Genomic DNA, 25,273 nt, shown 5'->3' with positions numbered 1-25,273 from the left:
GGGCACCCTCGCGGTGCCCCGGCCGTCTCGTCGTCGTCCCCGTCCTGGTGCAGCCCGCTCGCCGAGGAGGCGAGATCCTCGGAGCGCAGGACCCGCTGGGAACGGATTCCAGCTCCTCGGCGCTGGGTCGGTCGTCCTCGGTCAGGCCGTCGCGCGCCTCCGCACGACCAGGAGCACCGCGCCCGCAGCGACCAGCAGCACGCCGAGCGCCGCGAGCAGGACGACGTCCGCGCCCGTGGACGCCAGGTCGCCCGGCGCGGCGGTCACCGTCAGGTCCGCCGACGCGACGACCGTTCCGTCCGCGTCGAGCACCTCGAGCGTGTGCGCCCCGGTCTCGGCGTCGGCGGGGATCGTGACCGTCAGGTCGAGCGCGCCGTCCGCGGCGACCGTCGCCGTCGCCAGCTCCACGGGCGTCGAGTGCAGCCACACCTCGGCGGCCCCCGCCGGCAGGCCGGCGCCGTGGACGTCGAGCGTGCCGCCCGCCGCCACCCGGCTCGCCGAGAGCGACACCGCCGGGCCGGAGCCTGCGCCGTCCTGCCCGTCGCCCTTCCCGTTCCCGGCACCGTCACCCTTGCCGTTCCCGTTGCCCGTGCCCTTCGTCCCCGACGACGTCGGGTGGGTCGGGTGCGCCGGGTGGGTGGGATGCGTGGGGTGCGTCGGGTGCGACGTGGGCGAGCCGGTCGGGGGCGACGTCGGGGACTCGGTGGGGGTGTCCGTCGGAGTCCCGGTCGGCTCCTGCGTCGGGGTCCCGGTCGGCTCGCCCGGCCCGACGACGATCGGGGCGTCCGAGATCGTCAGGAGGTGCGTGGCGCCGTCGTACGCGAAGTACACGTGCTCGCCGTCGGTCACGGTGAACCGGATGTTCTGCGCGCCGCCGCCCTCGCCGTACGACTGGTTCCAGTCGCCGTCGTGCACGACCTTCGTCTGCCAGTCGCCCGCCAGGATCTCGTCCGTGTCGAACGTGAAGGTGCCGTCGCCGTCGTCGTCGGTGAGCCAGGCGGCGAGGCAGTCGGGCGACCAGTCACCGGTGCAGCCGAGCTCGGACTGGAAGTCGCCCGCGAGAACGATCACGTGGCCGCCGTTGTCGATGCTGCTCTGGAACCGGCCGGTCGTCGGGTCGAACCAGAACGTGACCTTCTGGTCGGTGGGAACGGTGAGCGTCGCGTTGTCGCCGTCCTTCACGCCGCCCGCGCCGTAGTTCAGCGTCCAGCCGCCGTTGAGCGCGACCTTGTAGGAGTAGGTGCCCGCGGGGACCGCGAAGGTCCCCCTCCACTCGCCGCCCGGCTGGAGCGTGAGCTCCGTCTGCGCGCAGGCGGGGTCCCAGTCGGCCTTGCAGCCGACCTCGGACTGGAAGTCGCCGGGCACGTTGACCGAGTCGATCGTCGTGTCCTGCTGGGCGAGGTCCTCGATGGTCGCCGTCACGCCGACCGCACCGTAGGTCGACGCGGCGCTGCGGTGGCCCGCGGCGTCGACGCTCACCGCCCGGTACTCGACGAGCGTGCCCGTGGCCAGGGCGGAGACGTCCGCGAAGACGCGCGGCGTCGTCGTCTCGGAGGTTCCGAGCACGTGCCAGTCGTCCGACCCGACGACGCGGTAGGAGAACGTCGTCTGCTGCCAGTGGTCGCCGGTCGTCGCGGAGACCGGCGTGACGCCCTTGAGGGGAGCGCCCGCCTGCGGGACGTCGACGGAGACGGCGGCTGCGTCGGCGGGCGCGGCGACCTGGCGGTCCGCCTCGAGGACGAGCGAGCCCTGCGCGGGGACCGTCACGGTGACAGTGCCGTCGGCCGCCGCGGTGACCGGCGTCGTGCCGACGTGGTCGCCCCAGACCTCGGTGTACGTGGCGCCCGGGGTGAGCGTCGTGAAGGTCGCGGACTTCTCCTCGGCGGCGTTGTTCACCGCGACCAGGTCCTCGACCTTCTGGTCGGGGTCGACCCGGCTGAACGCGTAGACGCCCGCACCCTTCTCCGCGTACCGCTCGACCTGCGCGCCGTCGACGAGCGCCGGGTGCGCCTTGCGGAGCGCCGCGAGGTCCGCGATCTCCCGGTACACCGGCGCGGTCTCGGAGTAGCGGTCCTGCGAGCCGGCCTCCGTCCCGTCCACGAGCTTCTGGTCCACGTACTCGGGGACCTGGCTCGCGAACAGCGACTGGCGCGCGTTCTTGTCGCTGCCGTCGCCGCTCGCGCCGACGAACCCCTGCTCGTCGCCGTAGTAGACGACCGGCTGGCCGCGCGTGAGGAACATGAGGTCGTGGGCCAGGAGGTCGGCCTTCAGCGGGTCGTCGGCGCCCCGCACGAAGTAGCCGATGCGGCCCATGTCGTGGTTGCCGAGGAACGTCGGGAGCGCCTCGGCGTCCTTCGACGCGGTCGTGTAGTAGTCGTCCGACGCGAACAGCGCCTGCAGGCTCTTCGCCGAGCCGCCCGTCGCGTAGCTCGACGCCGCCGACTGGAACGAGAAGTCCAGCACCGAGCTCATGTCCGTGTCGCGCACGTACGGGCTCGTCTTGGTGGCGTCCGCGTCGTAGACCTCGCCGAACGTGAAGAAGTCGTCCTTGCCGACCGCCTTCGCGTGGTCCTGGATCGCGGTCGTCCACTCCTTCCAGAAGTTCATGTCGACGTTCTTCACCGTGTCGATGCGGAAGCCGTCGATGCCGAAGTCCACCCACGCGTCGTAGATGTCCTCCATGCCGCTGATGACCTTCGGGTTCTCCGTCATGAGGTCGTCGAGGCCCGAGAAGTCGCCCATGGTCGTGGACTCGCCGCTGTAGGTCGAGTTCCCGCGGTTGTGGTACATCGTGACGTCGTTCAGCCAGTCCGGCTTCTTGACGTCCTTGAGGTCGTCCGAGACCTTCGGGGTGAGGGGGAACGAGGTCTTCGCGTCGAAGTCGGGGAAGTCCTTCGACCCGGCGAGCTTCGTGATGTCGACGACGTTCCCGTCCTCGTCCTGGTACGGCGCCGTCGCGGTGTCGACGTAGTCGTACGTGCCCTGCTCGTTGTCGATGATGTCCGCGGTGTGGTTCGCGATGATGTCGAAGTAGACCTTCATCCCCTTGGCGTGGGCGTCCGCGATGAGCTGCTTGAGCTCGTCGTTGGTGCCCAGGTGCGGGTCGATCTGCGTGAAGTCCGTGACCCAGTACCCGTGGTAACCCGCCGACGCGTTCGCGCCCTCACCCTGCACCGGGTTGTTCTTGAACGACGGCGTCAGCCAGATCGCCGTCGTGCCGAGGCCCTTGATGTAGTCGAGCTTCTCGTCGACGCCCTTGAGGTCGCCGCCCTCGTAGAAGCCCATGTTCGTCGGGTCGTAGCCCGTCGTGTACTTGTCGCCGGTCAGGCCACCCGTGTCGTTCGACGTGTCGCCGTTCGCGAACCGGTCCGTCATGACGAAGTAGATCTGCTGGTCCGCACCGGCCTGCCGGACCGGCGGGGTGACGAGCGCCGCGTCGTCGTCGGCGTAGCCCGACCGCAGGTCCAGCGGCGTGACCCCGACGCGGTGCGTGGCGTCGTCGTAGAGGAAGCGGACCTTGGTGGTGCCCGCGACCGTCACCGGGATGTTGTCCTGGCCGCCGTCCTTCCCGTACGCCTCGTCCCAGGCGTGGTTCACGGCGACCTTGTACTCGTAGCTGCCGGCCGGGAGCGTGACGTCCAGCGCGAACACGTCGGGGTCGTCCGTGGGCTGCAGGTCCGTGGTCGTGCAGGTCTGGTCCCAGTCGGCGCCGCAGCCCGCCTCGTCCTGGAGGCTGCCGACGAGCGTGAACGTGCGGGTGGTGTCCGGTGCGGGTGCGGTATCGGCGGGTGCGGTGTCGTCCGCGAGCGCCGGGAGTCCGGCCGGCCCGACGACGAGCGCCGCGGCGAGCGACGCGATCGCGCCTGCCGCGGCGCGGGTCCGGGGGCGCTTCGGCGCGCCCGCTGGTGGTGTCATCACGACTCCTTCGTCCTGGTGGCTGCGTCTGCTGCGTTGCGGTAATCGACGGTGATCTTGCTGCAACGCGACAACGACTTGCAGGACAGTAGCAGGGGTTGTGGTTCCCGGAACAGGCTCACGCTGGTGGTCGGCGTCGTCGTCGGTTCTTCCATCCGCCCGACCCCGCGGCGAGATACCGAGAAACGGCCGAGATACCGCGTCTGCAGCGGTATCTCGGCCGTTCTTCGGTATCTCGCGGGCGGCCCCGCGGGCGGGTCGGTCAGCGGGCGGCGGAGGCAGCCTCGTAGGCCGCGACGAGCTGGTCGACCTGGTCACGGGTCACCGCGTCGGTGAAGCTCACGACCTTGCCGATCGGCATCTGGCGGACCATCTCCGCCCAGCCCGCGTCGGCACCCGGGTCCGACGCCACCGCGAGCATCCCGCCCGCCTCGCCTGCGGCGGCGAGGGCCGCCCCCAGGACCTGCGCACCGACGGGGTCGGTGAGCCACTCGCCGATCGTGGACGTGGCGTCGAGGTGGCGTGCGGCGCCGTCGCCGTCGGAGGTGACCGTCACGCGGCCGCGGACGTCGTGCGACGACGCGCCGACCTCGATCACGAACTCCCCCGCCTCGACCTCCCAGCGGTGGTCGCGCAGGGACCAGAACGCGAAGGCGCGGGCGTCGAGCGGGACCAGGACGTCGGCCGAGGCACCGGGCTCCAACGACACCTTGCGGAACCCCCGCAGCTCGTGAGCCGGACGCGGGACCCGGGCTGCGACGTCGTGCACGTAGACCTGGACCACCTCGGAACCGGCGCGGTCACCGGTGTTGGTGACGGTGACGTGGACGTCCCAGGAGTTCGGGCCGCGGTCGGCTGCGGGGGTCGCGCTCGGCTCACCGTACTCGAACGTCGTATAGGTCAGGCCGTACCCGAACGGGTAGGCCACGGGGACGTGGAGCGTGTCGTAGTAGCGGTAGCCGACGTGCAGGCCCTCGCCGTAGAGGACGTGGCCGTCGCCGCCCGGGAAGTTGAGGTACGACGGGGTGTCCTCGAGGTGGTGCGGGATCGTCTCGGTCAGCCGGCCGCTGGGCGAGGCGACGCCGAACAGGAGGTCCGCGGTCGCGGAGCCGCCCGCCTGCCCCAGGAGCCAGCCCTCGAGGATCGCGGCGGTGCCGTCGCGCCACTCGGTCACGGTGACGGCCGAGCCGTTCGACAGCACGACGACGACCTTGTCGTTGACCCCGACGAGCTTCTCGAGGAGGGCGAGCTGGTCGTCCGGAAGGCTCATCGTGGTGCGGTCGTAGCCCTCGGACTCGGCCACGCCGGGCAGGCCGAGGAACGCGACGACGGCGTCCGCGTCCCGGGCGACGGCGACCGCCTCGTCCGCGAGCGCCTCGTCGACGGTCCCGTCGAGGCGGAAGCCGGGGGCGAAGTCGACGCGGTCCTCGCCGGCGACAGCGCGGATCGCGGTGAGCGCGTCGTCGAGGCGCGTCGGGACGACCTGCGAGGAGCCTGCGCCCTGGTAGCGGGGCTCGCTCGCGAACGCCCCGACGACGCCGATCCGACCGGCCCCGGACGGGTCGAGCGGGAGGGTGCCGTCGTTCTCGAGGAGCACCGCGCTCCCGAGTGCGACCTCGCGGGCGAGGTCGTGGTGGCGGGCGTACGCCTCGTCGTCGAGGGCCGGGTCCTGGGCGGCGAGGGCGTCGCCGGTGCGGTCGAGGAGCGTCAGCAGGCGGTCGGCGGCGACGTCGAGGACGGCCTCGTCGAGCCGGCCGTCGCGCACCGCGTCGACGATCACGGCCTGGCCGCCCGACGGCGGCATCTCCAGGTCGAGTCCGGCCGCGACGGCGGCGACCGGGTCCGAGACCGCGCCCCAGTCGGAGACGACGAGCCCCTCGAAGCCCCACTCGCCGCGGAGCAGGTCGGTGAGGAGCCACGGGTTCTGGCTCGAGTACGTGCCGTTGATCTTGTTGTACGAGCACATGACGGTCGTCGGCTGCTGCGTGGTGACGACGTGCTCGAACGCCGGCAGGTAGATCTCCCGCAGGGTGCGCTCGTCGACGTCGGCGCTCACCCGCAGGCGGTCCGTCTCCTGGTTGTTCGCCGCGAAGTGCTTCAGCGAGCTCCCCACGCCGCGCGACTGGATGCCCTCGACCATCGCCGCGCCGAAGACGCCCGCGACGAACGGGTCCTCCGACGCGTACTCGAAGTTCCGCCCGCACAGCGGGCTCCGCTTGATGTTGATGCCGGGGCCGAGGACCACGGCGATCTGCTCGGCGCGCGCCTCGTCCGCGATCGCGGCGCCCACGCGGCGGACGGCGTCGGGGTCCCACGACGAGGCCAGCGCCACCGCGGGCGGGAAGCAGGTCGCCGGGTTCGATCCGCCCAGCCCGACGGCGTCGGACTGCTCCCCCTGCTTGCGCAGCCCGTGCGGGCCGTCCGTCACCATGACGGACGGGATCCCGGCGTCGGGCACGCCCTGGGTGTGCCAGAAGTCGGCGCCCGAGACGAGCGACGCCTTCTGCTCGAGCGTGAGCCGCCCGATCACGTCCGGGTGCGCCAGCGGCGGCAGAGGGGTGGTGGGGCGGGCGGGAAGAGACGTCATCGTCGGCTGGCTCCTTGCGCTGAGGCGGTCAGTGGTGCGCTGCGCTCATGGTGCGCCCTCGGGCGGGGCGGGGTCGAGCCGGCCCAGGCGCTGCTCCCGGACCGCCCGCAGCACCACTGCGACGCCGAGAGCGACGACCGCCCACCCCACGTACAGGAGGCTGCGGTGCCCGGCGTGGTCCGCCAGGGCCGCCGTGCCCGGGTCGCCGACGAACGCGCGCCACGTGCTCCACCAGTTCCCGGCCGCCACGAGGCAGCCTGCCGCGACCACGAGCGCGGCCAGCGGCCACCCCCGCCACGACGCCGTCCAGACCCGCACCACTCCCCCGTCCCCGCGCCCGTCGTCGGCCGCGGACGCCCATCATGACCTGCACTGACAGGCGGCACCAAGGTCCGTCCCGGCGTGCCTTCACGTTCCGTCCCTAGCGTGACGGCGCCGCGGCGACGACGCCTCGGCCTGGACCGCCGCAGCACCGGGCGACGCACGAGGAAGCGAGATGTCCCGCACCCGCACCGCGACCTACAGCCCCGAGCAGACCGCCCGACGGGCGCGGCTCAAGAACGCGACGATCGGTCTCGTCGCCCACCTGCGCGCCTACGACGCGAAGGCGGCGACCGGCCGCCTCACCCCCGACCACGGCACCGTGAAGGTCACGCTCCCGGGCTCGCGCCTGCGCTGCGACGTCGACGTCACCCTCGCCGACGGCGCGCCCCGGTACACCTTCGAGGACCCGGCCACCGGGGTTGCCGTGACCGCCGACGACGTCCGGACCGTCCAGCGCGCGCTCGCGCCCGCGCCGCCGGGCTGGCCGCGCGTGGTCGTCCGGACGCTCGTCGTCGGGATCGCGCTCGCCGCCGTCGCCGCCCTCACGGTCTGGCCGATGGAGGCGAGCAAGGACTTCGTGGGAGACCACGGGCCCGTGCTGGCCGTCGCGGTCGTCGGGCTGACGGCCGTCGTCGTGGGCGGGCTCGAGCTGCGACGCGTACTGCGGCGACGGCGGGTCGAGCGCGACGGGCTCGAACGGCTCGGCGGGGCGCCCGCACGGCGGCGCTGACCGGCGACCTCTCAGGCCCTCGCCGCAGCGCGGGAGCGGGACCGGCGGCGCTACGGTGAACGGGACGGGCTCCCGCCCGCCACGACCGCCCGACGCGGACCACCGGAGGACCCGATGAGCGACGCCCCCGCATCCGAGCAGCCGACGCCGTCGGGCGGACCGCTCGGCACAGTCGCCCGCACCGTCGACGTCCGCGAGGACGACGGCGCGCTGCGCGACGAGGTCGTCCTCGCCATCACGCTCCCCTACGACCTCGACACCGTGTGGCCCGCCGTCACGCAGGCCGAGCACATCAGCCGCTGGTTCGTGCCCGTCACCGGTGATCTCGCCGACGACGGCCGGTACCAGCTCGAGGGCAACGCCAGCGGCACCGTCCTCGACTGCCGGCCGCCGCACCGGTTCCGCATCACGTGGGAGTTCGGCGACGAGACGTCCTGGGTGACCGTCGGGCTCGAGCGGGAGGAGTCCGCGTCCGGCGGCGACGACGACAGCCGCCTCACCCTCTCCCACCTGCTCCCCCGAGCACCCCAGTGGGACGCCTACGGGCCCGGCGCCGTCGGGATCGGGTGGGACCTCGCGCTCGTCGGGCTCGTCCGGTACCTCACGACCCGCAGCGCCACCACCGCCCAGGACGCCACCGGCTGGCTCGCCTCGCCCGACGGCGTCGCGTTCGTCCGGCACTCCGGGCGCGAGTGGGGGCACGCGCACGCAGCGTCCGGCGTCGACGAGGACGCCGCGCTCGCCGCCGCCGCGCGGACCGTCAGCGCGTACCTGGGCGAGCCAGGAGCCTGAGCGTGTTCGAGCTCTCGCCCGCCGAGGCGGTCGTCGTCGTGGCGTGGCTCGTCGGGATCGGGTGCGCGGTCGCCCGAGTGCGAGCCGCCGGGCCGCGGCTCACGAGCCTCGGCGTGCTGGCGCTCGCCGTCGTCGTGCCGGTCGTCGGGTCCCTCCTCGCGATGGCGGCATTCGTTCGCAGGTCTCGGACCATGGACGCGACGTCGACCTGACGGTGCCGTCGTCACGAGCGCCGCTCGGGGGTCCCCGCCGGGACGGTCGCGGTCGATCCGGACCCGCTGTCGCGTGACGACGCCGGCCCGCGGCCGTCGCCTTCCCGGACGACCGCAGCGTCACCCCTCGCGCACGTGCACCTGCTCGCCCTGGGGGCCGAAGAGGTGCAGGACCTCAGCGACCTCGCGGCCGGCGTTGACGATGGCGTGCGGGGTGCGGGTGTCGAACTCCGCGGCCTCGCCGGGCTCGAGGATCGTGGTGCGGTCGGCGAGGTCGAGGCGGACGCGCCCGCTGAGGACGTAGCACCACTCGTACCCGTCATGCCGGCCCAGCTTGACGGGGGCGTCGGGGTCGCGGCCGGGGATGATCGCCTTGTACGCCTGGACGCCCGACGCGTGCGGGGTCAGCGGCAGGTAGATGTTGCCGTGCCGGCGCTCGGGTCGCGGCCGGACGCGGGGGTCGCCCGTCGGGGGCGCGCCCACGAGGTCGTCGAGCGCGACGCGGTAGGTCCGGGCGAGCGGCACGAGGAGCTCGAGGGTCGGCCGGCGCCCGCCGGACTCGAGCCGGGACAGCGTGCTGACGCCGACGCCGGTCGCGTCCGCGACCTGGGCGAGCGTCATCCCCCGCCGACGGCGCAGGTCCCGCAGGCGCGGCCCGACGCCGTCGAGCAGCTCGCGCAGGTCGGTCTCGCCGGTCTCGGGCGTCGGATGCTCGTGCGCTGCCATCTCGCTCCTCATGTTGCTGATACTGCAAGGCACGTTGCCATATCAGCCTGAGAGCGACCACCGTGGACGTCATGACCACGACACCCTCCACCACGGACCCGACCACCGCGCACGAGACCTGGGACGCCGTCGTCGTCGGCGGTGGCGTCGCCGGGCTGGCTGCAGCGCTCATGCTCGGGCGGGCGCGCCGACGCGTCCTCGTGCTCGACGCGGGCGCGCCCCGCAACCGCTTCACGGCACACATGCACGGGGTGCTGGGGCGCGACGGCACGTCCCCGGCCCGGCTGCTCGCCGACGGCCGCGACGAGGTCGCGTCCTACGGGGGCGCGGTCCGCACCGCCGAGGTCGCGGACGCCCGGACCGACGGATCGACCGTCACCGTGACGACCACCGACGGCTCCACCCACCACGCCCGGCACCTCGTGGTCGCGACGGGGCTGCGCGACGAGCTGCCCGCCGTCGACGGGCTTGCGCGGTTCTGGGGGCGCGGCGTCGCCCACTGCCCCTACTGCGACGGGTACGAGGTGCGGGACCAGCGGCTCGTCGTGCTCGGGACAGGTCCGGCGAGCGTCGGGCAGGCGCAGCTGATCCGGCAGTGGTCGGACCGGCTCACGTACGTCGTGCACGACGCCCCCGCCCCCACCCCCGAGGAGCGGGCCGCGCTGGAGGCCCGCGGGATCGTCGTCGAGGACGGGCGCGCGGTCCGCGCGGACGGCACCGCCGGACCCGACGGCGAGCGCCTGGCCGCGCTCCTGCTCGACGACGGCCGGACCCTCGACGTCGACGCCGTCTTCACGGCACCCGAGCCACGACCCGGCGACGACCTCCTGCTGCGGCTCGGGGCGGAGCGCACCGCCGGCGGCAGCGGCCCCGGCGGCACGCTCCCCGGCGCGGTGCCGGTCGACCTGCTCGGACGCACCACCGTGCCGCGCGTCTGGGCCGCGGGCAACGTCGTCGCGGCCTACGCGAACGTGCCCGTCGCGATCGCCGCCGGCACCATGGCGGGCGCCGGAGTCAACCACGCGCTCGTGGAGGAGGAGGTCGCGGCGGCGCTCGCGTCCACGGGGAAGGCGACGGCGGCGGTCTGAGCGGTCCGGTCTCCGCACGCCTCTCCCAGCGGCACCGGGGACCGACCGTTACCGTGACCGCATGTCGACACCGGAGTTCGTCCTCGCCCTGCGCGAGAAGATCGGGCACGCACCGCTCTGGCTGACGGGAGTGACCGCCGTCGTCGTGCGGGACGCGGACACCACCGACCCGGAGGTCCTCATGGTGCGCCGCGCCGACAACGGCGCCTGGACCCCGGTGACGGGCATCGTCGACCCGGGCGAGCACCCCGCCGACGCGGCCGTCCGGGAGGTCTCGGAAGAAGCAGGCGTCGAGGCCGTCCCGCTGCGACTCGCACGCGTCGGGGTGACCGAGCCGGGCGTCTACCCGAACGGCGACCAGGTGCAGTTCATCGACTTCGTGTTCCGGCTGGAGTGGCGGTCCGGCGAGCCGCGCCCCGCCGACGGGGAGAACACCGAGGCCCGCTGGTGCCGCGTGTCGCAGCTGCCGCCCGTGCAGGACCGGATCCGCGAGCGCCTCGATGCCGGGCTCGCCGACGACGAGCGGACCGCGTTCTTCGCGGACGGTGCGCTCGTGCGGTGAGCGCTGGGCGTTCGGGGCCCGACGCGTGCTGTCGGACGGCGCGACGCGTTCCGTGCCCGGGGTGATGTGATGGGGGCCATGCAGATCGCGAACTGGGCTGGCAACCACGACATCACCGGCACCGCCCTCGTCGAGGCGCGCACCATCGAGGACGTCCAGCGCGCGGTCGCGGACGCCTCGCGCGTACGTCCCCTCGGCACCCGGCACTCCTTCAACGACCTCCCCGACACGTCGGGGACCCTCGTGACCGTGACCTCGATCCCCGCCGAGCCGGTGCTCGACGAGGCCGCGCGGACGGTGACCGTGGGCGGCGGCACCCGCTACGGCGAGCTCGCAGGCTGGCTCGCGGGACGGGGCTGGGCCCTGCACAACCTGGGCTCGCTGCCCCACATCTCGGTCGCGGGTGCGGTCGCGACGGGCACGCACGGGTCGGGCGACGCCAACGGCTCGCTGTCGACGGCGGTCCGTGGGCTGGAGATCGTCGGGCCCGACGGCGCGCTCCGCACCGTCCGCGCGGGCGACCCCGAGCTCGACGGGAGCGTCGTCGCCCTGGGCGCGCTGGGCGTCGTCGTGCGCGTGACCCTCGCGGTGGAGCCGGCCTACCTGGTGCGCCAGGACTCCTACCGCGACCTCCCGTGGGACGCGCTGCTCGGCGACCTGCCCGCCGTGACAGGTGCCGGGTACAGCGTGAGCGTGTTCACGAACTGGGTCGACGACGCCGTCGAGCAGGTCTGGGTCAAGCGCCGCACCGACGTCGAAGGCCTGGAGGACGACGACGTCCCCGACCTGCTCGGCGTGCGCGCCTCCGGCCTCGCGCAGCCGCTCATCGTCCCCACCGACGAGGTCAACACCACGTTCCACCTCACCGCGGGGACGTGGAACGAACGGCTCCCGCACTTCCGCTTCGACGCGACGCCGAGCGTCGGCGACGAGATCCAGACCGAGTACTTCGTCGACCGGTCCGACGCCGTCGACGCCCTGCGGGCGGTGCGCGCCGTCGCACCGGAGTTCGTGGACGCGCTCGTCGTGACGGAGCTGCGGACCGTCGCCGCCGACGACCTCTGGCTGAGCCCGGCGTACGGGCGGGACTCGCTCGCCATCCACTTCACCTGGCGCAACGACCAGCCGCGCGTGCTGGCGGCACTGCCCTCGATCGAGGCGGCGCTGGCGCCTTTCGGAGCGCGCCCGCACTGGGGCAAGGTCCACCTGCTCGACGCCGCCACCCTCGCCGGTCGGTACCCCCGGTTCGACGACGCCCGCGAGCTCGTCGCACGCCGCGACCCGCGCGGGGTGTTCCGCAATGCAGCCGTCGAGCGAGTGCTGGGGGTCTGACGGGGCGGCCGGGCGTTCGCCGGTCCGGGTTCCCGGCCCGACGACGGCGCCGGGCCGACGTCGGAACGGCGGGTCCGGGCGGCAGGTCCGGGCGCCAGGTCCGGGCGCCAGGTCCGGGCGCCAGGTCCGGCCGCCAGGTCCGGCCGCCAGGTCCGGCCGCCAGGTCCGGCCGCCAGGTCCGGGCGCCAGGTCCGGGCGCCGGGTCCGGGCGGGTCTCCGACGAGGCGTTGGCGCGCCACGACGGGCGGGGCGCCGCGGCAGGCAGGCCCGTCGCGCCCTGTCCGAGCGTTGCCCTCCGACCTGGGCGAAGACCGGCCCGGAGGCTTTTCCACAGATCTCGTCGGAGGTCTGGTGCCTCCGTCGACCCGCCGGTAGAATCGAACACATGTTCGAATCAGAGTACGAGGTCGGAGCAGCCGACGCCGTGCCCGGATTCGACCCGAGGGCCGCCGGGCCTCGAGGAGTGTCCTCGCTCCTCGACCTCGCGCTCGCCAGCCTTCTGACGAGGGCGGTCGAGCTCGATCACACCGGCTGGGGGCGGCACGCACCGCGGCCCTCGGCCACAGATCGACCGGACACCGAGCACGCCGGCGGCGAGGGGGCTGCCGGGGCTCGTGCCACTCGTGGCCCGGGCGCCAGCACCAGCACCAGCACCAGCACCAGCACCAGCACCAGCACCAGCCAAGGATGGGAGCGCGGGCCGGAGGCCGACGCAACCGGGATCGACGCACTGGTCCTCGCCAAGGCAGCGGCGCTGACGGGCACCGAGCTCGCCGACCTGGACGACGAGCAGCTCGTCGATGCGGTGGTCGATTGGCAGCACGTCGCCTCGTGGGCGGCGGCCGCGCAAGCGCGGGTCGTCGGCGAGCTGCTGGCGCGAGGAGGCGAGTCGTCCCAGGCGCTCGAGGCCGTGACGCACGAGCTCACGGCAGCGCTCGTGACGTCCCGGTACACGGCGGGCGCGATCGCGGGTCGCGCGGTCGGCCTGTCTGCCTCACCTGCCGTGGCGGACGCGCTCGCGGACGGACGTATCGACGTCGCCCGAGCCGACGCACTCCTGGCCAGCGACACGGTGCCCCTGGCCGTGCGTCGCCGGGTTGCCGCAGACCTCGTGGGCACCTCAGCGGAACCGGGGCCGGCCATCGGGATGACAGCTCGACAGCTGCGCGATCGTCTCCGACGCGCCGCCATCGAGGCGGACCCCGAGGGCGCTGTGCAGCGCGCGGAAACGGCGAGGGCCGAGCGCCATGTTTGGATCGACCCCGCACCGGACCAGATGGCCTGGCTCACCGCGCTGCTGCCCGCCGCCGACGCCGCACGCATCTGGGCTCGGCTCGACTCGGTCGCGCGCCACAACGTCCGGCAGCCCGGCGAGGGACGCACGCTCGGCCAGCTCCGGGCCGACACGCTCACACAGCTCGTCACGACGAGCGTCGCGCCTCTGGACAGCACCGGTACCCCGGACACCACCGGCACCCACGACGAGCAGGCGGCGACCGACGTCGTGGCGCAAGTCGAGCCCCGAAAGGCCGAGCCCCGAACCCACCCGGTCTCTTTGGTCGGCGCGGTCATCAACGTCACCGTGTCGGCCACCACGCTGCTCGGGCTCGACGAATCGCCCGCCCAGCTCGCTGGTTACGGGCCGGTGCCCGCCGCGGTGGCGCGGGCGCTCGCCATCCACGGCGACGCCACGTGGCGCAGGATCCTGACCGACCCGACGACCGGTGCTGCGACCGACGTGTCACGCACCGGGTACCGGCCAGGGACGGTTCTCGGGGACCTGGTCCGCACGCGCGACCCGATCTGTACATTCCCGGGTTGCCAGGTGCCGGCCGACCGATGCGATCTGGACCACCTCGAACCTTTCGATCCGACGGGCGAGACCACCGGGCAGACGCGCGCCTCGAACCTGCACCCCGTCTGTCGCGCACATCACAACGCCAAGACGCACGGCGGCTGGTCGACGCGCACCGACGACGACGGCGCGATCACCTGGACCGCACCGTCGCGTCACGAGTACCGCGTCCCGCCGACGCCGAGCGACCCGGGCCGGGCGCTCGGCCCCACGACCTCGCGGCGACTGCGTCCGCTACGCACGGAACCGCATGACGAGAGCGGACCACCCGCCGGGATGAACCCAACGCCGCCGGACCCGCTCGGGATCCCTCCGTTCTGACCCGCACCCACGGACCGTGCCTTGACGGCAGCAACGGAATGCGGGGCCTGGTAGCCGCCGACGACTCTGGTCGAGCGGCCCGCTCCTGCAATCCAGGCGACGACGCACATCTCGGGCTGTACGTCTCCGTCAACGACGCCGCGTCTCGTCGACGACGCTGCGCGGCACCCGCCAGCGCTCAAGTCCGTCACCACTCGGCGCCGTCCGAGCCTCCTCACTGCGAGGTTGGGGGAGCACGCAGATCAGCGCTGCTCGGTCCCGGCCGTCGCCTCGGCGGCCCCGTCGACGATCGCGCGCAAGGCGGCGACGTGCCCGTCGTACGCGGACCTGCCGGCTCGCGTCAAGGAGGCGGACGTCCAGGTCCGCCCGGACCGCTTGGTCTTCTGGACCTTCACGTAGCCCGCGTCCTCGAGAACCTTGAGGTGCTTGGACAGGACGGAGTCGGAGACGTCGAGCGCGTCACGGACGGCCCCGAACTCGAGGCCCGCGACGGATGCGAGCATCGCCACGATCCGGAGCCGCTGGGGCGCGTGGATGACCTCGTCGAAGCGGACGTCGGTGGTCATCGCCGCACCTCGTCGTCGTGCTGCCCTTCGAGGAGCTCGAAGAGCGCGGCGTCGTACCTGCGGCTGAGGACCCAGCACGCGACGCCCGCGCAGACCGCGACGATCGGCACGCCGAGCGGGAAGCCGTGGTGGCCGTCGAAGTACGACGCGACGGCCGCGACACCGAGCACGGCGATGAGCCACGGGTAGATCCCGCGCGGACGCGGGTTCCCCGTACCGAGGACGATGCCGGTGCGCTTCCGGTAGATGCCCGCGAGGGCGCCCAACCCGATCGCCGAGACCACCACCCCGACGACGAACCAGACCTCGGGCAGCCCCATCGAGAGGATCAGGAGGCCGCAGAGCGCCCCGTAGACGGGGTTGTACCACCGGGGTCCGCGCCGCATCCGCTCGGCGACGAGCGCCTTCGACTCGGCGACGGCGTCGAGTGCTGCGCGGGCTGCGTCGGCGTCGGCGTGGGCGTGGGCGGGGGAGGGTTCCGAGCGAGGCGACTCGGATCGCGGGGCGCCGGTGGCGTCGTTTTCCATATTGGAAAGTGTGCCCACGACTTTCCATGTCGTCAAGTCGCCGCCCGGCTTCCGGGCTAGCGTGACGCTCGTGCCCACCCTCCTCCGCCTGGACTCCTCCTACGGCGACGACGCCACGTCCGTCTCCCGCGCCCTCACCAGCGCGTTCACCCGAGCCTGGCTGGTCGGCGGACCCGACCGCGCCGCCGTCGAGCACGACCTGCGCACCGACCCGGTCCCACCGCCCGGGCACGGCGCGCTGCACTGGGCAGGCACGCTCCGGGCTCCGGACGTCGTCGTGCCGGCGGACGTGGAGTCCGCGCACACGCGCGTGCTCGACGAGCTCCTCGCGGCGGACGCGCTCGTGATCGGCGCACCCCTGTACAACTACGGGCTCTCGGCGACGCTCAAGGCGTGGCTCGACCACGTCCACGTGCCGGGCGTCACCGCGCCGTTCGGTGGAGACGAACCGCGACCCCTGCGGGGACGGCCGGCTGTCGTCGTCACCACCCGGGGGACCGCGCACGACGACGACTCCGAGGCCGACGGCCGCGACCACGCACTGCCCGTGCTGCGGCTGATCCTCGGCGACGCGCTCGGGATGGGCGTCCGCGTGGTGACCGTCGACCGGACGCTCAGCGTCACGGTGCCGGCGTTCGCCGACGAGCGCGAGCGGTTCGAGCAGCGGTTCGCGGCCGCGACCGCCGAGCTCGAGGAGCTGGCCGCCGGCATCTGACCCGTCGCCGCTAGCACGGGAACGCCTGAGATCACGGACTGGCGGCCGCTGCAGCGCGGCTCCATAGTGTGCTCACCGTCGCCGACCGGCGCGGATCGGACGCAGCGACGGGAGCCACGTGCCCACCAGGACGAGCAGCGGCCGACCGGCCCGCCGAGCCACTCCCCTCGCCCTGCTGATCGTCGCCGCGCTCGTCCTCGCAGTCGGCGCGGAGCGCACCGAGGCGACGCCGGGCTTCTCGAGCCCCGCGGTCCACGGCTGGTCGACCTCGGTCGAGCCCAGCGTGCCGTTCACCGACGGGCTGGAGGTGCTCGAGCCCACCGGGAGTGTCGAGATCGTCGACGTCCGGATCGATGCGGACGACGGCCTGCGGCTGCTGGGAGCGCAGCTCGTCGGGCCGGACCGCCCGATGGGCGCCGTCCAGCACCTCCCGGGGTTTCCGCCGAGCCCCACCGACACGGCGGAGTACTTCGGCGCTCCGGCTGACGTCCGGGACGCGGCGGGCACCACCCTGGCCCCGCGGACCGATCCCGACGGGACCCGTCGATCGTGGGAGCTGCTGCTCGGCCTCGAAGCCACGCGACCTGGGACGCTCGTGGGCGGTCGGTCGTGGTGACCTATCGCAAGGACGGGCGGCTGGGACGGCTCGTCCTGCGTGGCGAGCTCGACGTGTGCGCATCGAGCCCGCCCGTGGCCGACTGTCCGCTGCAGGAGGTCGACCTCCAGCAGTAGCGCCGGAGCGAGCGCGATGAGTCAGGCGGGGTGTCGGAGTCTCCTTCTACGGTAGATGTGAGCCAGATCACATCTATGTGCCCACCGCAACCGTCAGAAGGAACCCCGATGGACTCCACGGACCCCGATCTCGCCGTCCGCGCCCCTGCCGTCCGCGCGCGTGGACTCGTGAAGCGCTACAAGGAGGTCACGGCCCTCGCGGGCGTCGACCTCGACGTCCCCAGCGGCTCCGTCCTGGGACTGCTGGGCCCGAACGGCGCGGGTAAGACGACGATCGTGCGCATCCTCGCCACGCTCCTGCCGGCCGACGAGGGGACCGCGGAGGTGGCCGGCGTCGACGTCGCTCGGGATCCCGCCGGCGTCCGGCGCCAGATCGGTCTCTCGGGGCAGTACGCGGCGGTCGACGAGTACCTCACGGGCTTCGAGAACCTCGTGATGATCGGCCGGCTGTACCACCTCGGCAAGAAGCGCAGCGAGGCCCGGGCGCGCGAGCTGCTCGCCGACTTCCGCCTCGACGAGGCCGGCGACCGCCCGACCCGCACCTACTCGGGCGGCATGCGCCGCCGGCTCGACCTCGCGGGCGCGCTCGTCGCCGACCCGCCCGTCCTGTTCCTCGACGAGCCCACCACGGGCCTCGACCCGCGCGGCCGCACCGACATGTGGGAGGTCATCCGCTCGCTCGTCTCGGGCGGCACCACCCTCCTCCTCACCACGCAGTACCTCGAGGAGGCCGACATGCTCGCGGACGACATCGTCGTCATCGACCGTGGCCGGATCATCGCGCGCGGCACCGCAGACGAGCTCAAGCGCCAGGTCGGCGGGGAGCAGCTCGAGGTCACCGTGCGAGAGTCCGCGAGGCTCGACGACGCCGAGCGCCTCCTCACGCCGCTCGGGTCCGGCCGGCCCTACGTCGACCGCGAGCGCCGCACGTTCTCGGTCAGCGTCGGGACGGGCGTCCAGGCCCTCACCGCTGCCCTCCGCGAGCTCGAGGCGGCGGGCATCGCGCTCGACGACGTGGGGCTGAGGCGTCCCACGCTCGACGACGTGTTCCTCACCCTGACGGGGCACGTGGCCGAGGACGAGGCGCCGGCTTCCGGGAAGGACGCCGACGCGAAGACGAAGGAGGCCGTCCGATGAGGGCCCCGTACGTGCTGTCCGACGCGTCGGTCGTCGCGTGGCGCAACATCATCAAGATCAAGCGCGTGCCCGACCTCCTGGTCTTCACGACGCTGTCCCCGATCATGTTCGTGCTGCTCTTCGCTTACGTGTTCGGTGGCGCGATCGGTCAGAACGGGAACGCGCAGGAGTACCGGGAGTTCCTCATGGCGGGGATCTTCGCGCAGACGGTGATCTTCGGTGCGACGATCACCGGCGCAGGGCTCGCCGAGGACGTGAAGAAGGGCGTGATCGACCGGTTCCGGTCGCTGCCCATGGCGCCGTCCGCGGTCCTCACGGGCCGCACCCTGTCCGACGTCATCAACAACGTCATCGTGCTCGTCGTCATGTCGCTGACGGGCCTGATCGTGGGCTGGCGGATCCGGGACGGCTTCTGGAACGCGGCCGCCGGCTACCTGCTGCTCATCGTCTTCGCGTACGCGGTGTCGTGGATCATGGCGTGGATCGGGATGCTCGTGCCGAGCCCCGAGGTCGTGAACAACGCGTCGTTCATCGTGATCTTCCCGCTCACGTTCATCGCCGTGACGTTCGTGCCGCTCGACACCCTGCCCGGCCCGCTGCAGTCCATAGCCGAGTGGAACCCGGTGTCGTCGGCGACGCAGGCGTCGCGCGAGCTGTTCGGGAACATCCCGGCCGGCACGCCCGAGCCGACCGCGTGGCCGCTGCAGCACGCCGCGCTCTACACGCTGATCTGGACCGTCGTGATCCTGCTGATCTTCGTGCCGCTCGCGAACCTCCAGTACCGGCGCTCGACGAGCCGCTGACGTCGGCCGCCCGCGCGTCGGCCGCCTCCCGAGGACCTCTCGGGGGCGGCCGACGGTGCGTCACCGGCTCGTCAGCCGTCGTCGCCGGAGGTGCTCCCGCGCACCTCGTCGACGGCGGAACGCCCCGAGTCGGCGACGGCCTGTGCGCCGGAGCGCGCGGTGTCGGTGACGGCGTGGGCGCTGTCCTGCAGCGGCTGCTGCAGGTCGTCCCGCATGGTCTGGACCGACTCCTTGGCGCTCTCGACGAGCGGCTCTGCAGCCTCCTTCACACGTTCGGCGGCCTGCTGCTCGACCCGGCTCGACGGGACCAGCCCGGCGACGAGCAGACCGACGCCGAACGCCACGAGGCCGGCCGCGAGCGGGTTGCCCGCCGTCTGCTCGCGCAGCATCTGCGGCGCGGACGACACCGTGTCGCCGACCGACGACGCGGCGTGCTTCACGGAGTCGGCCGCGGACCCCACCACGCCCGACCCCGAGTCGTCCGACGCGCCCGGCACGCCTGCGCCGCCCGCACGGACGTGCCGGGGATGGTCGGGCGATCCCATGACGCGCTCGCGGACCGACCCGAGGCCGGACCGAAGGCGGTCCGCCTGTCGGTGAGCGACGCTCGAGGGACTGACCTTGTCCTCGAGCGCGTCGACGTCCCTGCTCAGCTCCCGGCGGGTCTCGGCGATCTCGGCGCGGATCTCGTCGGGTGATTCGGTGCTCATGAGTTCTTCTCCTCGTGTCCTTGCAGCGCGTGGGGGATCTTCTTGACCGTGTCGGTCGTGTCGGGCAGCCCGCGGACCCGCTTGAGCTCGGCCCGGCCACGCCAGGCGAGGATCGCGGCGACGACCGCCCAGATGCCTGCCACCACCAGGGCGGACCAGCCCCGGCCCATGGCGGACCCGAGCCCCCACCAGAGCGCGACCGACAGGAACAGGAGCACGAAGTGCGCTCCCATCGCGGCGCCCGCGAGCATCCCGGAACCCCGCGCGGCACGCTGCGTGGTGTCGCGGAGCTCGGCCTTCGCGAGCGCCACCTCCTGCTGGAAGAGCGCCGACACGTCCGCTGAGATGTCGGACAGCAGCTCGCCGAGGCTCGGCGTACCGCCGACCGCGCGCTCGTCCGCGCGCAGGTCCGGAGGCGGGTCCGCACGTAGGTCCGAAGGCGGGTCCGCGCGCAGGTCCGGAGGCACGTCCGGACGCTCGTGACGTCCCGGGGCTGCGCCCGGTGGGCCGCCCGGAGCTCCGGGTCGGCTCTCAGGGAACGTCGACATCGCGCACCTCGCTCCCGACGAAGCCGCCCGCGGCCGGTGCCGCGGCCCCCGACGACGGAAGCGTCGCCGCCGGGTTGGACGAGGCCGGGCTCGACGACGTCGGCTGCGCCTGCGTCGGCTGCGCCTGCGTCGACCGCCGCGCTACCGGTGCCGACTGCGGCTGCGGCCGCGACGGGCCGTCCGAGGGCGCGTCCTTCATCCCGCGCACCAACCTCCCCGCGACCACGCCGGCCAGCCCGGCCGCCGCGAGAAACACCAACGGTTGGCGACGGGCGAAGTCGCTCAGCTCCCCGAGCACGTCGCCCGGCTCGCGGTCGTCCAGCCAGTCGGCGGCGCCCGTCACCGCGCCGGACGCCCGGCTCACAAGGTCGGTGGCGTAGCCGGGGTCCTCCGCGGCGGACGACATCCGCGAGAGCTCGTCGCCGACGGACCGCAGGTTGCCGGCGAGGCTGCGCTGCTGCTGGGCGGCCTGGTCGGTGAGCTCCGACCGCGTCTGGTCGAGCAGGCTGCGCGCCTGCTCCTTGGTCTCGCCGACGACGTCGGCGGCTCGCCCCTGGGCCTCGCCCAGGACCTCCGAGGACGCGTCCTTGGCGGCGCTCAGCGCGCCGCCCTGGTCCTCGGCGCCCGGCTCGGCCCCGCGCGCGAGGCCCGCGCGGCCCGTCGGTGGATACGTCTCACTCATGTCAACTCCGTCCCCGACGCACGGTGGGCCTCGCGGACGTGGTCCGCGGCTCCGGGCAGCCGGTGTGAGAGGGAGGACGAGGCGCGTGTCGGCCGCCCCGTCCCGGGCGGCCACTGTCACGACCTGCATCTCACGCTACAAGCCTCGGTGGCGCTCACCACTCGAGGGCCGGCGCCACGGCTGCCGGTGCCGAGGGAGCGGGCGCCGAGGGGGCCGGTGCCTAGCGGGCCGGCTCGTCCAGCACCGCGCCCAGGCGCTGCCACGCGCCCTCGACGGCGGCGGGCAGCGTGCTCCGGTAGTAGGGGATGAACGCGAGCGTCTGCTGCAGGACCCACCCCCGCGCCCGCGCCCAGGTGGCGTCGTCGTAGCCGGCGGCCTCGCGGAACACGCGCCGCGCCGTCGTCGGGAGGGACCACGCGACCATCGCGTCGCAGGCCGGGTCCCCGAGGCCGGGAGCCGACCAGTCGATGACCCCGACGACGGCGCCCGACCCGGCGGGCCCGTCCGCGACGAGCACGTTGCCGGGCAGCAGGTCGCCGTGCACCCAGACGGGGTCGCGGCCCCAGGGCGGCGCGGCGAGCGCCGCCTCCCAGACCTCGGTCGCACGGGCGGCGTCGAGCCGGCGCTCCCCCGGCAGCGCAGCCACCTCCTCCACGAGCCGGCGGACGCCGTCGTCGTGGGGCGCGAGCGGCCCACCGCGTGGTCCTGCCGCGGGAGCGTCCGGGAGGCGGACCGCGTGCAGCGCCCGCACGACGGCGCCCAGCCCGTCCGCGACGCCGGCCCACCAGTCCTCGGACCGGATGGGGGTGCGCGGCGCCCCTGTGGGAGCGACGGGGGCGGCGGCGCGGGCCAGGTCGTGCCCCGGCAGCCAGCGGAACACCAGCCAGCGGTGCGGGTATCCGTGCCCGGGATCGCCGACGGCCACGGGCGCCGGGACCGCGCACGGCAGGTGCGGGGCGAGGAGCGGGAGCCAGCGCGCCTCACGCTCCACCTGCCCGACCGCCCAGTCGATCCGCGGGACCCGGACGCCCAGGTCGTCGCCGAGCCGGAAGACGACGTTGTCGGTGCCGGTGCTGGCCACGCGCCGCAACGGGAGGCCACGCCAGGCGGGGTCGTGGTCGTCGACGAGCGCCCGGACGACGTCGTCGCGGACGTCGACCTCGTCGTCGTGCAGGCGCAGCGTCACGGGTCGATCATCGCGGGGATCCTTCCGCGCGTCAGCCGGATTCTCCCGTGCCCGGGGCGAGGGGGCCTGTCCGACGGCGCCGCTACCGTGGGCCTATGGCGGCCGCGGAGCAGGTGCACGTCGAGGAGCGCGGGGCAGGGACGCCCGTCGTGCTGATCCACGGCGCGGGGGTCGACCACCGGATCCTGCTGCCGCTCGAACCGGTCTTCGAGGAGTCCGGTGGGTGGCGTCGGCTGTACGTCGACCTGCCCGGCATGGGCGCGTCACCGGTCGGGGACGTCGCGTCGAGCGACGACATGGCGCGCGTCGTGCTCGAGGCCGTCCGTGAGCGCCTCGGTGACGAGCCGTTCGCGCTGGTCGGGAACTCGTACGGGGCGATGATCGCCCGCCGGCTCGTCGCGGAGCTTCCCGGCCAGGTGCTGGGGCTCGCGACCATCGCGGGGGTCTTCGTCGCGACGCACGCGGAGCGGACCGCGCCTCCCCGGACCGTCCTGCACGAGGAGCCCGGGCTGCTCGACGGCGTCGACCCGGCCGTGGCCGAGGGCTACGTGGAGATCGCGGTGGTCCAGTCGCGGGAGGGTCTGGAGTCGTACGAGCGGTACGTGCACCCCGGCGTCCTGACCGTCGACACGGCGGGCCTCGCGCGGCTCGGCGAGCACTACGCGTTCGCCGTGGAGCCGGAGGACACCGCTCCGGCGTTCACCGGCCCGACGCTCTTCCTGTGCGGGCGGCAGGACGACGTCGTCGGGTACGCGGACGCGTGGGCCCGGCTCGACCACTACCCCCGCGCGAGCCTCGTCGTCCTCGACCGGGCCGGGCACAACGTGCTCCTCGAGCAGCCTGAGCAGTCGCGAGCCGCCGTCGAGGAGTGGCTCGGACGCGTCCGCGCCTGCGCCCCTGCTACCTCGGGGCCCGTGGGTTCACCCCGACGGACGCCGGGCTGATCCGGCTCGGCTGAGCGGTGGCGTGCCCGACCGTCGCCCCTGCGCCGCTCGACGCGCGTCGTTAGCGTGGAGCGGGTGCGGTGGCCGTCGGAGGGACGCCGCCGCGACTGCCGAGGGGGGCAGCGATGGACGACGACATCACGCCGGACGAGATCCGAGCGCTCGCAGCACGCTTCACCGACGAGGTCCTCAACGGGCACGATCTCGGCTCCGCCCTGGAGGACCTCGTCGCCGAGGACTTCGTCGAGCAGAACCCGCTCCCCGGGCAGGGCCCGGGCCGAGCGGGGCTCGCCGACGTCCTCGGCGGGATGTTCGCGGCGTTCCCGGACATGCACTGGGACGTGCAGGACACCCTCGTCGAGGGGGACCGGATCATGAGCCTGTCCGTCTGGACGGGGACGCACGACGGCGCGTTCATGGGGATCGCCCCCACCGGCCGCACCGTGCACGTCGAGGCCTGGACCCTCGACCGCTACCGGGACGGGCGGCTCGTCGAGAGCCGCATCCTCATGGACGCCGCCGGTCTGCTCGGGCAGCTCGGCGTCCTCCCCGCGCCCGGCGCCTGACACTCACCGCGCGGCGGACACCTCCGTCGAGCTGACGCGGATCGTCGCTCGTGCCGCCCGGAGACGACGATTCGCGTCGGTTCGACGCGACCGCTACCCCTGCTCGCCGCGGAACGCGGCCTCGAGCTGCGCGACGTCGAGCTTGCCCATCTTCATCATCGCGTCGAACGCGCGGCCCGCCGCGACGCGGTCCGGGTCGGACAGGATCTCGCCCATCCGCTTCGGCACGATCTGCCAGCTCAGCCCGAACTTGTCCTTGAGCCAGCCGCACGGGCCCGGCTCGCCGCCGTCGGCGGTCAGCTTCTCCCAGTACTCGTCGACCTGCGCCTGGTCGTCGCAGTCGACGACGATCGACGCGGCCTCGGTGTGCGGGAACATCGGACCACCGTTGAGCGCCTGGACGTGCAGGCCGTCGATCTCGAAGTCCACGAAGAACACCGAGCCCGGCGTCGCCGCGACGCCCGGGCCCTGCTCGGGGGTCGCCTCGTCGTGGCGCACCGTCTGGATGATCCGCGAGTTCGGGAAGATCGAGACGTACAGCTCCGCGGCCTCCCCGGCCTTCGACTCGTACCAGAGTCCGAGGTAGGTGCTGCCCATGATCGGCTCCTTCGCTCACGGGCGGGCCGTGTGCCCACCCTCACACCAGGACAGACCCTCCGAGCCGGGATTTCTCATCGAGCGCTCGTAGGGTCGAGACATGGCTTCCAGCTTCCCCACCGCTCCCCTCGTCGCCGGGTCCCTCGTCGGGGGCTACGCCGTCGGGCGGGCGACGAAGGTCCGGGCGCTCGCGGGCGTCGTCCTCGCGGCGGGCGGCGTGCTCGCCGGCCGGCAGTGGCTCGCCCGGTCGGGCCCGGCGACGACGACGGCGCTCGCCGTCACCTACGTCGGCGCGTTCGGGCTGTCGCACCCGCTCGCGAAGCGGATCGGGGCGTGGCCCTCGGTGCTCACGGTCGCGGGCGTCGCCGCGGGTGCCGCGTGGGCGTTCTCGGACCGGACGGCGTCGGCTTCCTAGGACGGGTGAGCGACCGCGAGCCTCGCGCGTTCGCGCACCTGGTCCGACAGCCGCAGCTGACCCGCGGCCTCGGCGGCGAGCAGGCGCCGTGACACGTCGCCGCGGGTCTCGTGCGCGCTGGTGCGTGACGCGAACCAGTCGGCGACGGTCACCCCGTGGTCGGGCCGGTGCTCGACGACGACCTCGTCGCCGGCCTGCAGGTCCCCCGTCTCGAGGACGCGCAGGTAGCAGCCGACGCGGTTGGCGTCGGTGAAGCGCTTGACCCAGCGCGGCAGACCCATGCGGCGCGCGAACGTCGCGCAGGGAGACCGCTCGTGCGTGACCTCGAGCAGCGCCGTCCCGACGCGCCACCGCTCCCCCATGACGGCGCGGCTCACGGGGATGCCGTCGACGCGGAGGTTCTCGCCGAAGAGCCCGGGCGTGACGGTGTGGCCGAGCTCGGCGCCCCACCAGTCGGCGTCCTCCTGCGAGTACGCGTAGACGGCCTGCTCCTCGCCGCCGTGGTGCGCGCGGTCGGCCTGGACGTCCGCGAACAGCCCGAGCGTCCGGACGCGCACCGGACCCTCGACCGGCCGCTTGTCGATCGCGGTCACCCCCACGGCGCCGTCGTCGGGCAGGAGGGCGTGGACGCGGCAGACGGCCAGCACGGTGCCGGACGCCGGGAGCACAGAGGGCATGGTCGGCATTCTCGCGCGGTCCGG

27 protein-coding genes are annotated in these 25,273 nt (G+C 73.7%); 15 read left to right on the top strand and 12 right to left on the bottom strand.

Annotation, left to right across the window (positions count from 1 at the left end; translation table 11 throughout):
• Positions 1-141: 141 nt before the first annotated feature.
• From ACFT5B_RS08890 to ACFT5B_RS08880, 3 genes are all read right to left on the bottom strand, one after another.
• Complete coding sequence (locus ACFT5B_RS08890; protein WP_386797634.1) at positions 142-3,915, bottom strand: alpha-amylase family glycosyl hydrolase; 3,774 nt, start codon at positions 3,913-3,915, stop codon at positions 142-144.
• A gap of 262 nt (positions 3,916-4,177) precedes the next feature.
• Positions 4,178-6,502, bottom strand: a complete 2,325-nt coding sequence (locus ACFT5B_RS08885) for a glycoside hydrolase family 3 C-terminal domain-containing protein (RefSeq protein WP_386797633.1) — start codon at positions 6,500-6,502, stop codon at positions 4,178-4,180.
• 45 nt (positions 6,503-6,547) lie between these two features.
• Entirely contained in the window at positions 6,548-6,820 is a 273-nt protein-coding gene (locus tag ACFT5B_RS08880) for a hypothetical protein (protein ID WP_386797632.1), read from the bottom strand.
• A gap of 178 nt (positions 6,821-6,998) precedes the next feature.
• Between ACFT5B_RS08880 and ACFT5B_RS08875 the strand changes: the two genes are divergently transcribed.
• The 3 genes from ACFT5B_RS08875 to ACFT5B_RS08865 all read left to right on the top strand — a co-directional run bounded on the left by ACFT5B_RS08875 (position 6,999) and on the right by ACFT5B_RS08865 (position 8,560).
• Positions 6,999-7,556 (top strand): hypothetical protein, encoded by a 558-nt coding sequence (locus ACFT5B_RS08875; protein ID WP_386797631.1) that lies wholly within the window; start codon positions 6,999-7,001, stop codon positions 7,554-7,556.
• Positions 7,557-7,670: 114 nt separating this feature from the next.
• Positions 7,671-8,348, top strand: a complete 678-nt coding sequence (locus ACFT5B_RS08870) for an SRPBCC domain-containing protein (RefSeq protein WP_386797630.1) — start codon at positions 7,671-7,673, stop codon at positions 8,346-8,348.
• 2 nt (positions 8,349-8,350) lie between these two features.
• Positions 8,351-8,560 carry a hypothetical protein gene (locus ACFT5B_RS08865; RefSeq protein WP_386797629.1) on the top strand — a complete coding sequence of 70 codons (210 nt, stop codon included), beginning with the start codon at positions 8,351-8,353 and terminating at the stop codon, positions 8,558-8,560.
• 120 nt (positions 8,561-8,680) lie between these two features.
• Here the strand turns inward: ACFT5B_RS08865 and ACFT5B_RS08860 are convergent, their stop codons facing one another.
• Entirely contained in the window at positions 8,681-9,298 is a 618-nt protein-coding gene (locus ACFT5B_RS08860) for an XRE family transcriptional regulator (protein ID WP_386797628.1), read from the bottom strand.
• A gap of 59 nt (positions 9,299-9,357) precedes the next feature.
• Here ACFT5B_RS08860 and ACFT5B_RS08855 point away from each other — a divergent pair, with 59 nt between their 5' ends.
• From ACFT5B_RS08855 to ACFT5B_RS08840, 4 genes are all read left to right on the top strand, one after another.
• Positions 9,358-10,374 (top strand): NAD(P)/FAD-dependent oxidoreductase, encoded by a 1,017-nt coding sequence (locus ACFT5B_RS08855; RefSeq protein ID WP_386797627.1) that lies wholly within the window; start codon positions 9,358-9,360, stop codon positions 10,372-10,374.
• Between the two features lie 61 nt (positions 10,375-10,435).
• Entirely contained in the window at positions 10,436-10,936 is a 501-nt protein-coding gene (locus tag ACFT5B_RS08850; RefSeq protein ID WP_386797626.1) for an NUDIX domain-containing protein, read from the top strand.
• A 78-nt stretch (positions 10,937-11,014) separates the two neighbouring features.
• Positions 11,015-12,268: a D-arabinono-1,4-lactone oxidase gene (locus ACFT5B_RS08845; protein ID WP_386797625.1), complete on the top strand. Its 1,254-nt coding sequence runs from the start codon at positions 11,015-11,017 to the stop codon at positions 12,266-12,268.
• 385 nt (positions 12,269-12,653) lie between these two features.
• Positions 12,654-14,444, top strand: a complete 1,791-nt coding sequence (locus ACFT5B_RS08840) for a DUF222 domain-containing protein (RefSeq protein ID WP_386797624.1) — start codon at positions 12,654-12,656, stop codon at positions 14,442-14,444.
• A 242-nt stretch (positions 14,445-14,686) separates the two neighbouring features.
• Here ACFT5B_RS08840 and ACFT5B_RS08835 read toward each other — a convergent pair whose 3' ends face one another.
• Together ACFT5B_RS08835 and ACFT5B_RS08830 are read right to left on the bottom strand one after the other, a co-directional pair.
• On the bottom strand, positions 14,687-15,010 hold the full coding sequence (locus ACFT5B_RS08835; protein ID WP_386797623.1) for a transcriptional regulator: 324 nt from the start codon (positions 15,008-15,010) through the stop codon (positions 14,687-14,689).
• Positions 15,007-15,537 (bottom strand): hypothetical protein, encoded by a 531-nt coding sequence (locus ACFT5B_RS08830; protein WP_386797622.1) that lies wholly within the window; start codon positions 15,535-15,537, stop codon positions 15,007-15,009. The genes ACFT5B_RS08835 and ACFT5B_RS08830 overlap by 4 nt, the downstream gene beginning before the upstream one ends.
• 70 nt (positions 15,538-15,607) lie before the next feature.
• Here ACFT5B_RS08830 and ACFT5B_RS08825 point away from each other — a divergent pair, with 70 nt between their 5' ends.
• The 5 genes from ACFT5B_RS08825 (at position 15,608) to ACFT5B_RS08805 (ending at position 18,924) form a co-directional block, all read left to right on the top strand.
• Positions 15,608-16,252 carry an FMN-dependent NADH-azoreductase gene (locus ACFT5B_RS08825; protein ID WP_386797621.1) on the top strand — a complete coding sequence of 215 codons (645 nt, stop codon included), beginning with the start codon at positions 15,608-15,610 and terminating at the stop codon, positions 16,250-16,252.
• Between the two features lie 118 nt (positions 16,253-16,370).
• The gene (locus ACFT5B_RS08820; protein WP_386797620.1) at positions 16,371-16,868 is read left to right on the top strand and encodes a hypothetical protein; all 498 of its coding nucleotides are present in this window, start codon (positions 16,371-16,373) and stop codon (positions 16,866-16,868) included.
• Positions 16,862-16,984 carry a hypothetical protein gene (locus ACFT5B_RS08815; RefSeq protein ID WP_386797619.1) on the top strand — a complete coding sequence of 41 codons (123 nt, stop codon included), beginning with the start codon at positions 16,862-16,864 and terminating at the stop codon, positions 16,982-16,984. The genes ACFT5B_RS08820 and ACFT5B_RS08815 overlap by 7 nt, the downstream gene beginning before the upstream one ends.
• A gap of 108 nt (positions 16,985-17,092) precedes the next feature.
• Positions 17,093-18,121: an ATP-binding cassette domain-containing protein gene (locus tag ACFT5B_RS08810; protein ID WP_386797618.1), complete on the top strand. Its 1,029-nt coding sequence runs from the start codon at positions 17,093-17,095 to the stop codon at positions 18,119-18,121.
• The gene (locus ACFT5B_RS08805; RefSeq protein WP_386797617.1) at positions 18,118-18,924 is read left to right on the top strand and encodes an ABC transporter permease; all 807 of its coding nucleotides are present in this window, start codon (positions 18,118-18,120) and stop codon (positions 18,922-18,924) included. Before ACFT5B_RS08810 ends, ACFT5B_RS08805 begins: the two co-directional genes overlap by 4 nt.
• Positions 18,925-18,995: 71 nt before the next feature.
• Here ACFT5B_RS08805 and ACFT5B_RS08800 read toward each other — a convergent pair whose 3' ends face one another.
• The 4 genes from ACFT5B_RS08800 to ACFT5B_RS08785 form a co-directional block, all read right to left on the bottom strand.
• Positions 18,996-19,634, bottom strand: a complete 639-nt coding sequence (locus ACFT5B_RS08800; protein ID WP_386797616.1) for a DUF3618 domain-containing protein — start codon at positions 19,632-19,634, stop codon at positions 18,996-18,998.
• Positions 19,631-20,101 carry a phage holin family protein gene (locus tag ACFT5B_RS08795; protein ID WP_386797615.1) on the bottom strand — a complete coding sequence of 157 codons (471 nt, stop codon included), beginning with the start codon at positions 20,099-20,101 and terminating at the stop codon, positions 19,631-19,633. The genes ACFT5B_RS08800 and ACFT5B_RS08795 overlap by 4 nt, the downstream gene beginning before the upstream one ends.
• Before the next feature lie 64 nt (positions 20,102-20,165).
• Positions 20,166-20,864, bottom strand: a complete 699-nt coding sequence (locus tag ACFT5B_RS08790; protein WP_386797614.1) for a hypothetical protein — start codon at positions 20,862-20,864, stop codon at positions 20,166-20,168.
• A 220-nt stretch (positions 20,865-21,084) separates the two neighbouring features.
• Positions 21,085-22,050, bottom strand: coding sequence for an aminoglycoside phosphotransferase family protein (locus tag ACFT5B_RS08785; RefSeq protein ID WP_386797613.1), 966 nt, complete (start codon positions 22,048-22,050; stop codon positions 21,085-21,087).
• Positions 22,051-22,145: 95 nt separating this feature from the next.
• Here ACFT5B_RS08785 and ACFT5B_RS08780 point away from each other — a divergent pair, with 95 nt between their 5' ends.
• Positions 22,146-22,994: an alpha/beta fold hydrolase gene (locus tag ACFT5B_RS08780; protein ID WP_386797612.1), complete on the top strand. Its 849-nt coding sequence runs from the start codon at positions 22,146-22,148 to the stop codon at positions 22,992-22,994.
• A 125-nt stretch (positions 22,995-23,119) separates the two neighbouring features.
• The gene (locus ACFT5B_RS08775; protein WP_386797611.1) at positions 23,120-23,560 is read left to right on the top strand and encodes an ester cyclase; all 441 of its coding nucleotides are present in this window, start codon (positions 23,120-23,122) and stop codon (positions 23,558-23,560) included.
• Positions 23,561-23,653: 93 nt separating this feature from the next.
• Here ACFT5B_RS08775 and ACFT5B_RS08770 read toward each other — a convergent pair whose 3' ends face one another.
• Positions 23,654-24,157 (bottom strand): VOC family protein, encoded by a 504-nt coding sequence (locus tag ACFT5B_RS08770; RefSeq protein ID WP_386797610.1) that lies wholly within the window; start codon positions 24,155-24,157, stop codon positions 23,654-23,656.
• Positions 24,158-24,257: 100 nt separating this feature from the next.
• On the opposite strand from ACFT5B_RS08770, the gene ACFT5B_RS08765 reads away from it, so the two are divergent.
• Positions 24,258-24,572, top strand: a complete 315-nt coding sequence (locus ACFT5B_RS08765; RefSeq protein ID WP_386797609.1) for a hypothetical protein — start codon at positions 24,258-24,260, stop codon at positions 24,570-24,572.
• On the opposite strand, the gene ACFT5B_RS08760 is transcribed toward ACFT5B_RS08765, so the two are convergent.
• Positions 24,569-25,249 carry an MOSC domain-containing protein gene (locus ACFT5B_RS08760; RefSeq protein ID WP_386797608.1) on the bottom strand — a complete coding sequence of 227 codons (681 nt, stop codon included), beginning with the start codon at positions 25,247-25,249 and terminating at the stop codon, positions 24,569-24,571. The genes ACFT5B_RS08765 and ACFT5B_RS08760 overlap by 4 nt on opposite strands.
• Positions 25,250-25,273: the final 24 nt, after the last annotated feature.

It is taken from the genome of Luteimicrobium sp. NPDC057192, from assembly GCF_042670205.1.
GTDB lineage: Bacteria > Actinomycetota > Actinomycetes > Actinomycetales > Cellulomonadaceae > Luteimicrobium.
The sequence above is the reverse complement of the archived record's forward strand: the minus strand, read 5'-3'. Positions and strand labels throughout refer to the sequence as shown.

Bases quoted from the DNA above. Each gene is read 5' to 3' on its own strand.
- ACFT5B_RS08890 (WP_386797634.1), bottom strand. From the start codon at position 3,915: ATGACACCACCAGCGGGCGCGCCGAAGCGCCCCCGGACCCGCGCCGCG.
- ACFT5B_RS08885 (WP_386797633.1), bottom strand. From the start codon at position 6,502: ATGACGTCTCTTCCCGCCCGCCCCACCACCCCTCTGCCGCCGCTGGCG.
- ACFT5B_RS08875 (WP_386797631.1), top strand. From the start codon at position 6,999: ATGTCCCGCACCCGCACCGCGACCTACAGCCCCGAGCAGACCGCCCGA.
- ACFT5B_RS08870 (WP_386797630.1), top strand. From the start codon at position 7,671: ATGAGCGACGCCCCCGCATCCGAGCAGCCGACGCCGTCGGGCGGACCG.
- ACFT5B_RS08860 (WP_386797628.1), bottom strand. From the start codon at position 9,298: ATGAGGAGCGAGATGGCAGCGCACGAGCATCCGACGCCCGAGACCGGC.
- ACFT5B_RS08855 (WP_386797627.1), top strand. From the start codon at position 9,358: ATGACCACGACACCCTCCACCACGGACCCGACCACCGCGCACGAGACC.
- ACFT5B_RS08850 (WP_386797626.1), top strand. From the start codon at position 10,436: ATGTCGACACCGGAGTTCGTCCTCGCCCTGCGCGAGAAGATCGGGCAC.
- ACFT5B_RS08845 (WP_386797625.1), top strand. From the start codon at position 11,015: ATGCAGATCGCGAACTGGGCTGGCAACCACGACATCACCGGCACCGCC.
- ACFT5B_RS08840 (WP_386797624.1), top strand. From the start codon at position 12,654: ATGTTCGAATCAGAGTACGAGGTCGGAGCAGCCGACGCCGTGCCCGGA.
- ACFT5B_RS08835 (WP_386797623.1), bottom strand. From the start codon at position 15,010: ATGACCACCGACGTCCGCTTCGACGAGGTCATCCACGCGCCCCAGCGG.
- ACFT5B_RS08830 (WP_386797622.1), bottom strand. From the start codon at position 15,537: ATGGAAAACGACGCCACCGGCGCCCCGCGATCCGAGTCGCCTCGCTCG.
- ACFT5B_RS08810 (WP_386797618.1), top strand. From the start codon at position 17,093: ATGGACTCCACGGACCCCGATCTCGCCGTCCGCGCCCCTGCCGTCCGC.
- ACFT5B_RS08805 (WP_386797617.1), top strand. From the start codon at position 18,118: ATGAGGGCCCCGTACGTGCTGTCCGACGCGTCGGTCGTCGCGTGGCGC.
- ACFT5B_RS08800 (WP_386797616.1), bottom strand. From the start codon at position 19,634: ATGAGCACCGAATCACCCGACGAGATCCGCGCCGAGATCGCCGAGACC.
- ACFT5B_RS08790 (WP_386797614.1), bottom strand. From the start codon at position 20,864: ATGAGTGAGACGTATCCACCGACGGGCCGCGCGGGCCTCGCGCGCGGG.
- ACFT5B_RS08780 (WP_386797612.1), top strand. From the start codon at position 22,146: ATGGCGGCCGCGGAGCAGGTGCACGTCGAGGAGCGCGGGGCAGGGACG.
- ACFT5B_RS08775 (WP_386797611.1), top strand. From the start codon at position 23,120: ATGGACGACGACATCACGCCGGACGAGATCCGAGCGCTCGCAGCACGC.
- ACFT5B_RS08770 (WP_386797610.1), bottom strand. From the start codon at position 24,157: ATGGGCAGCACCTACCTCGGACTCTGGTACGAGTCGAAGGCCGGGGAG.
- ACFT5B_RS08765 (WP_386797609.1), top strand. From the start codon at position 24,258: ATGGCTTCCAGCTTCCCCACCGCTCCCCTCGTCGCCGGGTCCCTCGTC.
- ACFT5B_RS08760 (WP_386797608.1), bottom strand. From the start codon at position 25,249: ATGCCCTCTGTGCTCCCGGCGTCCGGCACCGTGCTGGCCGTCTGCCGC.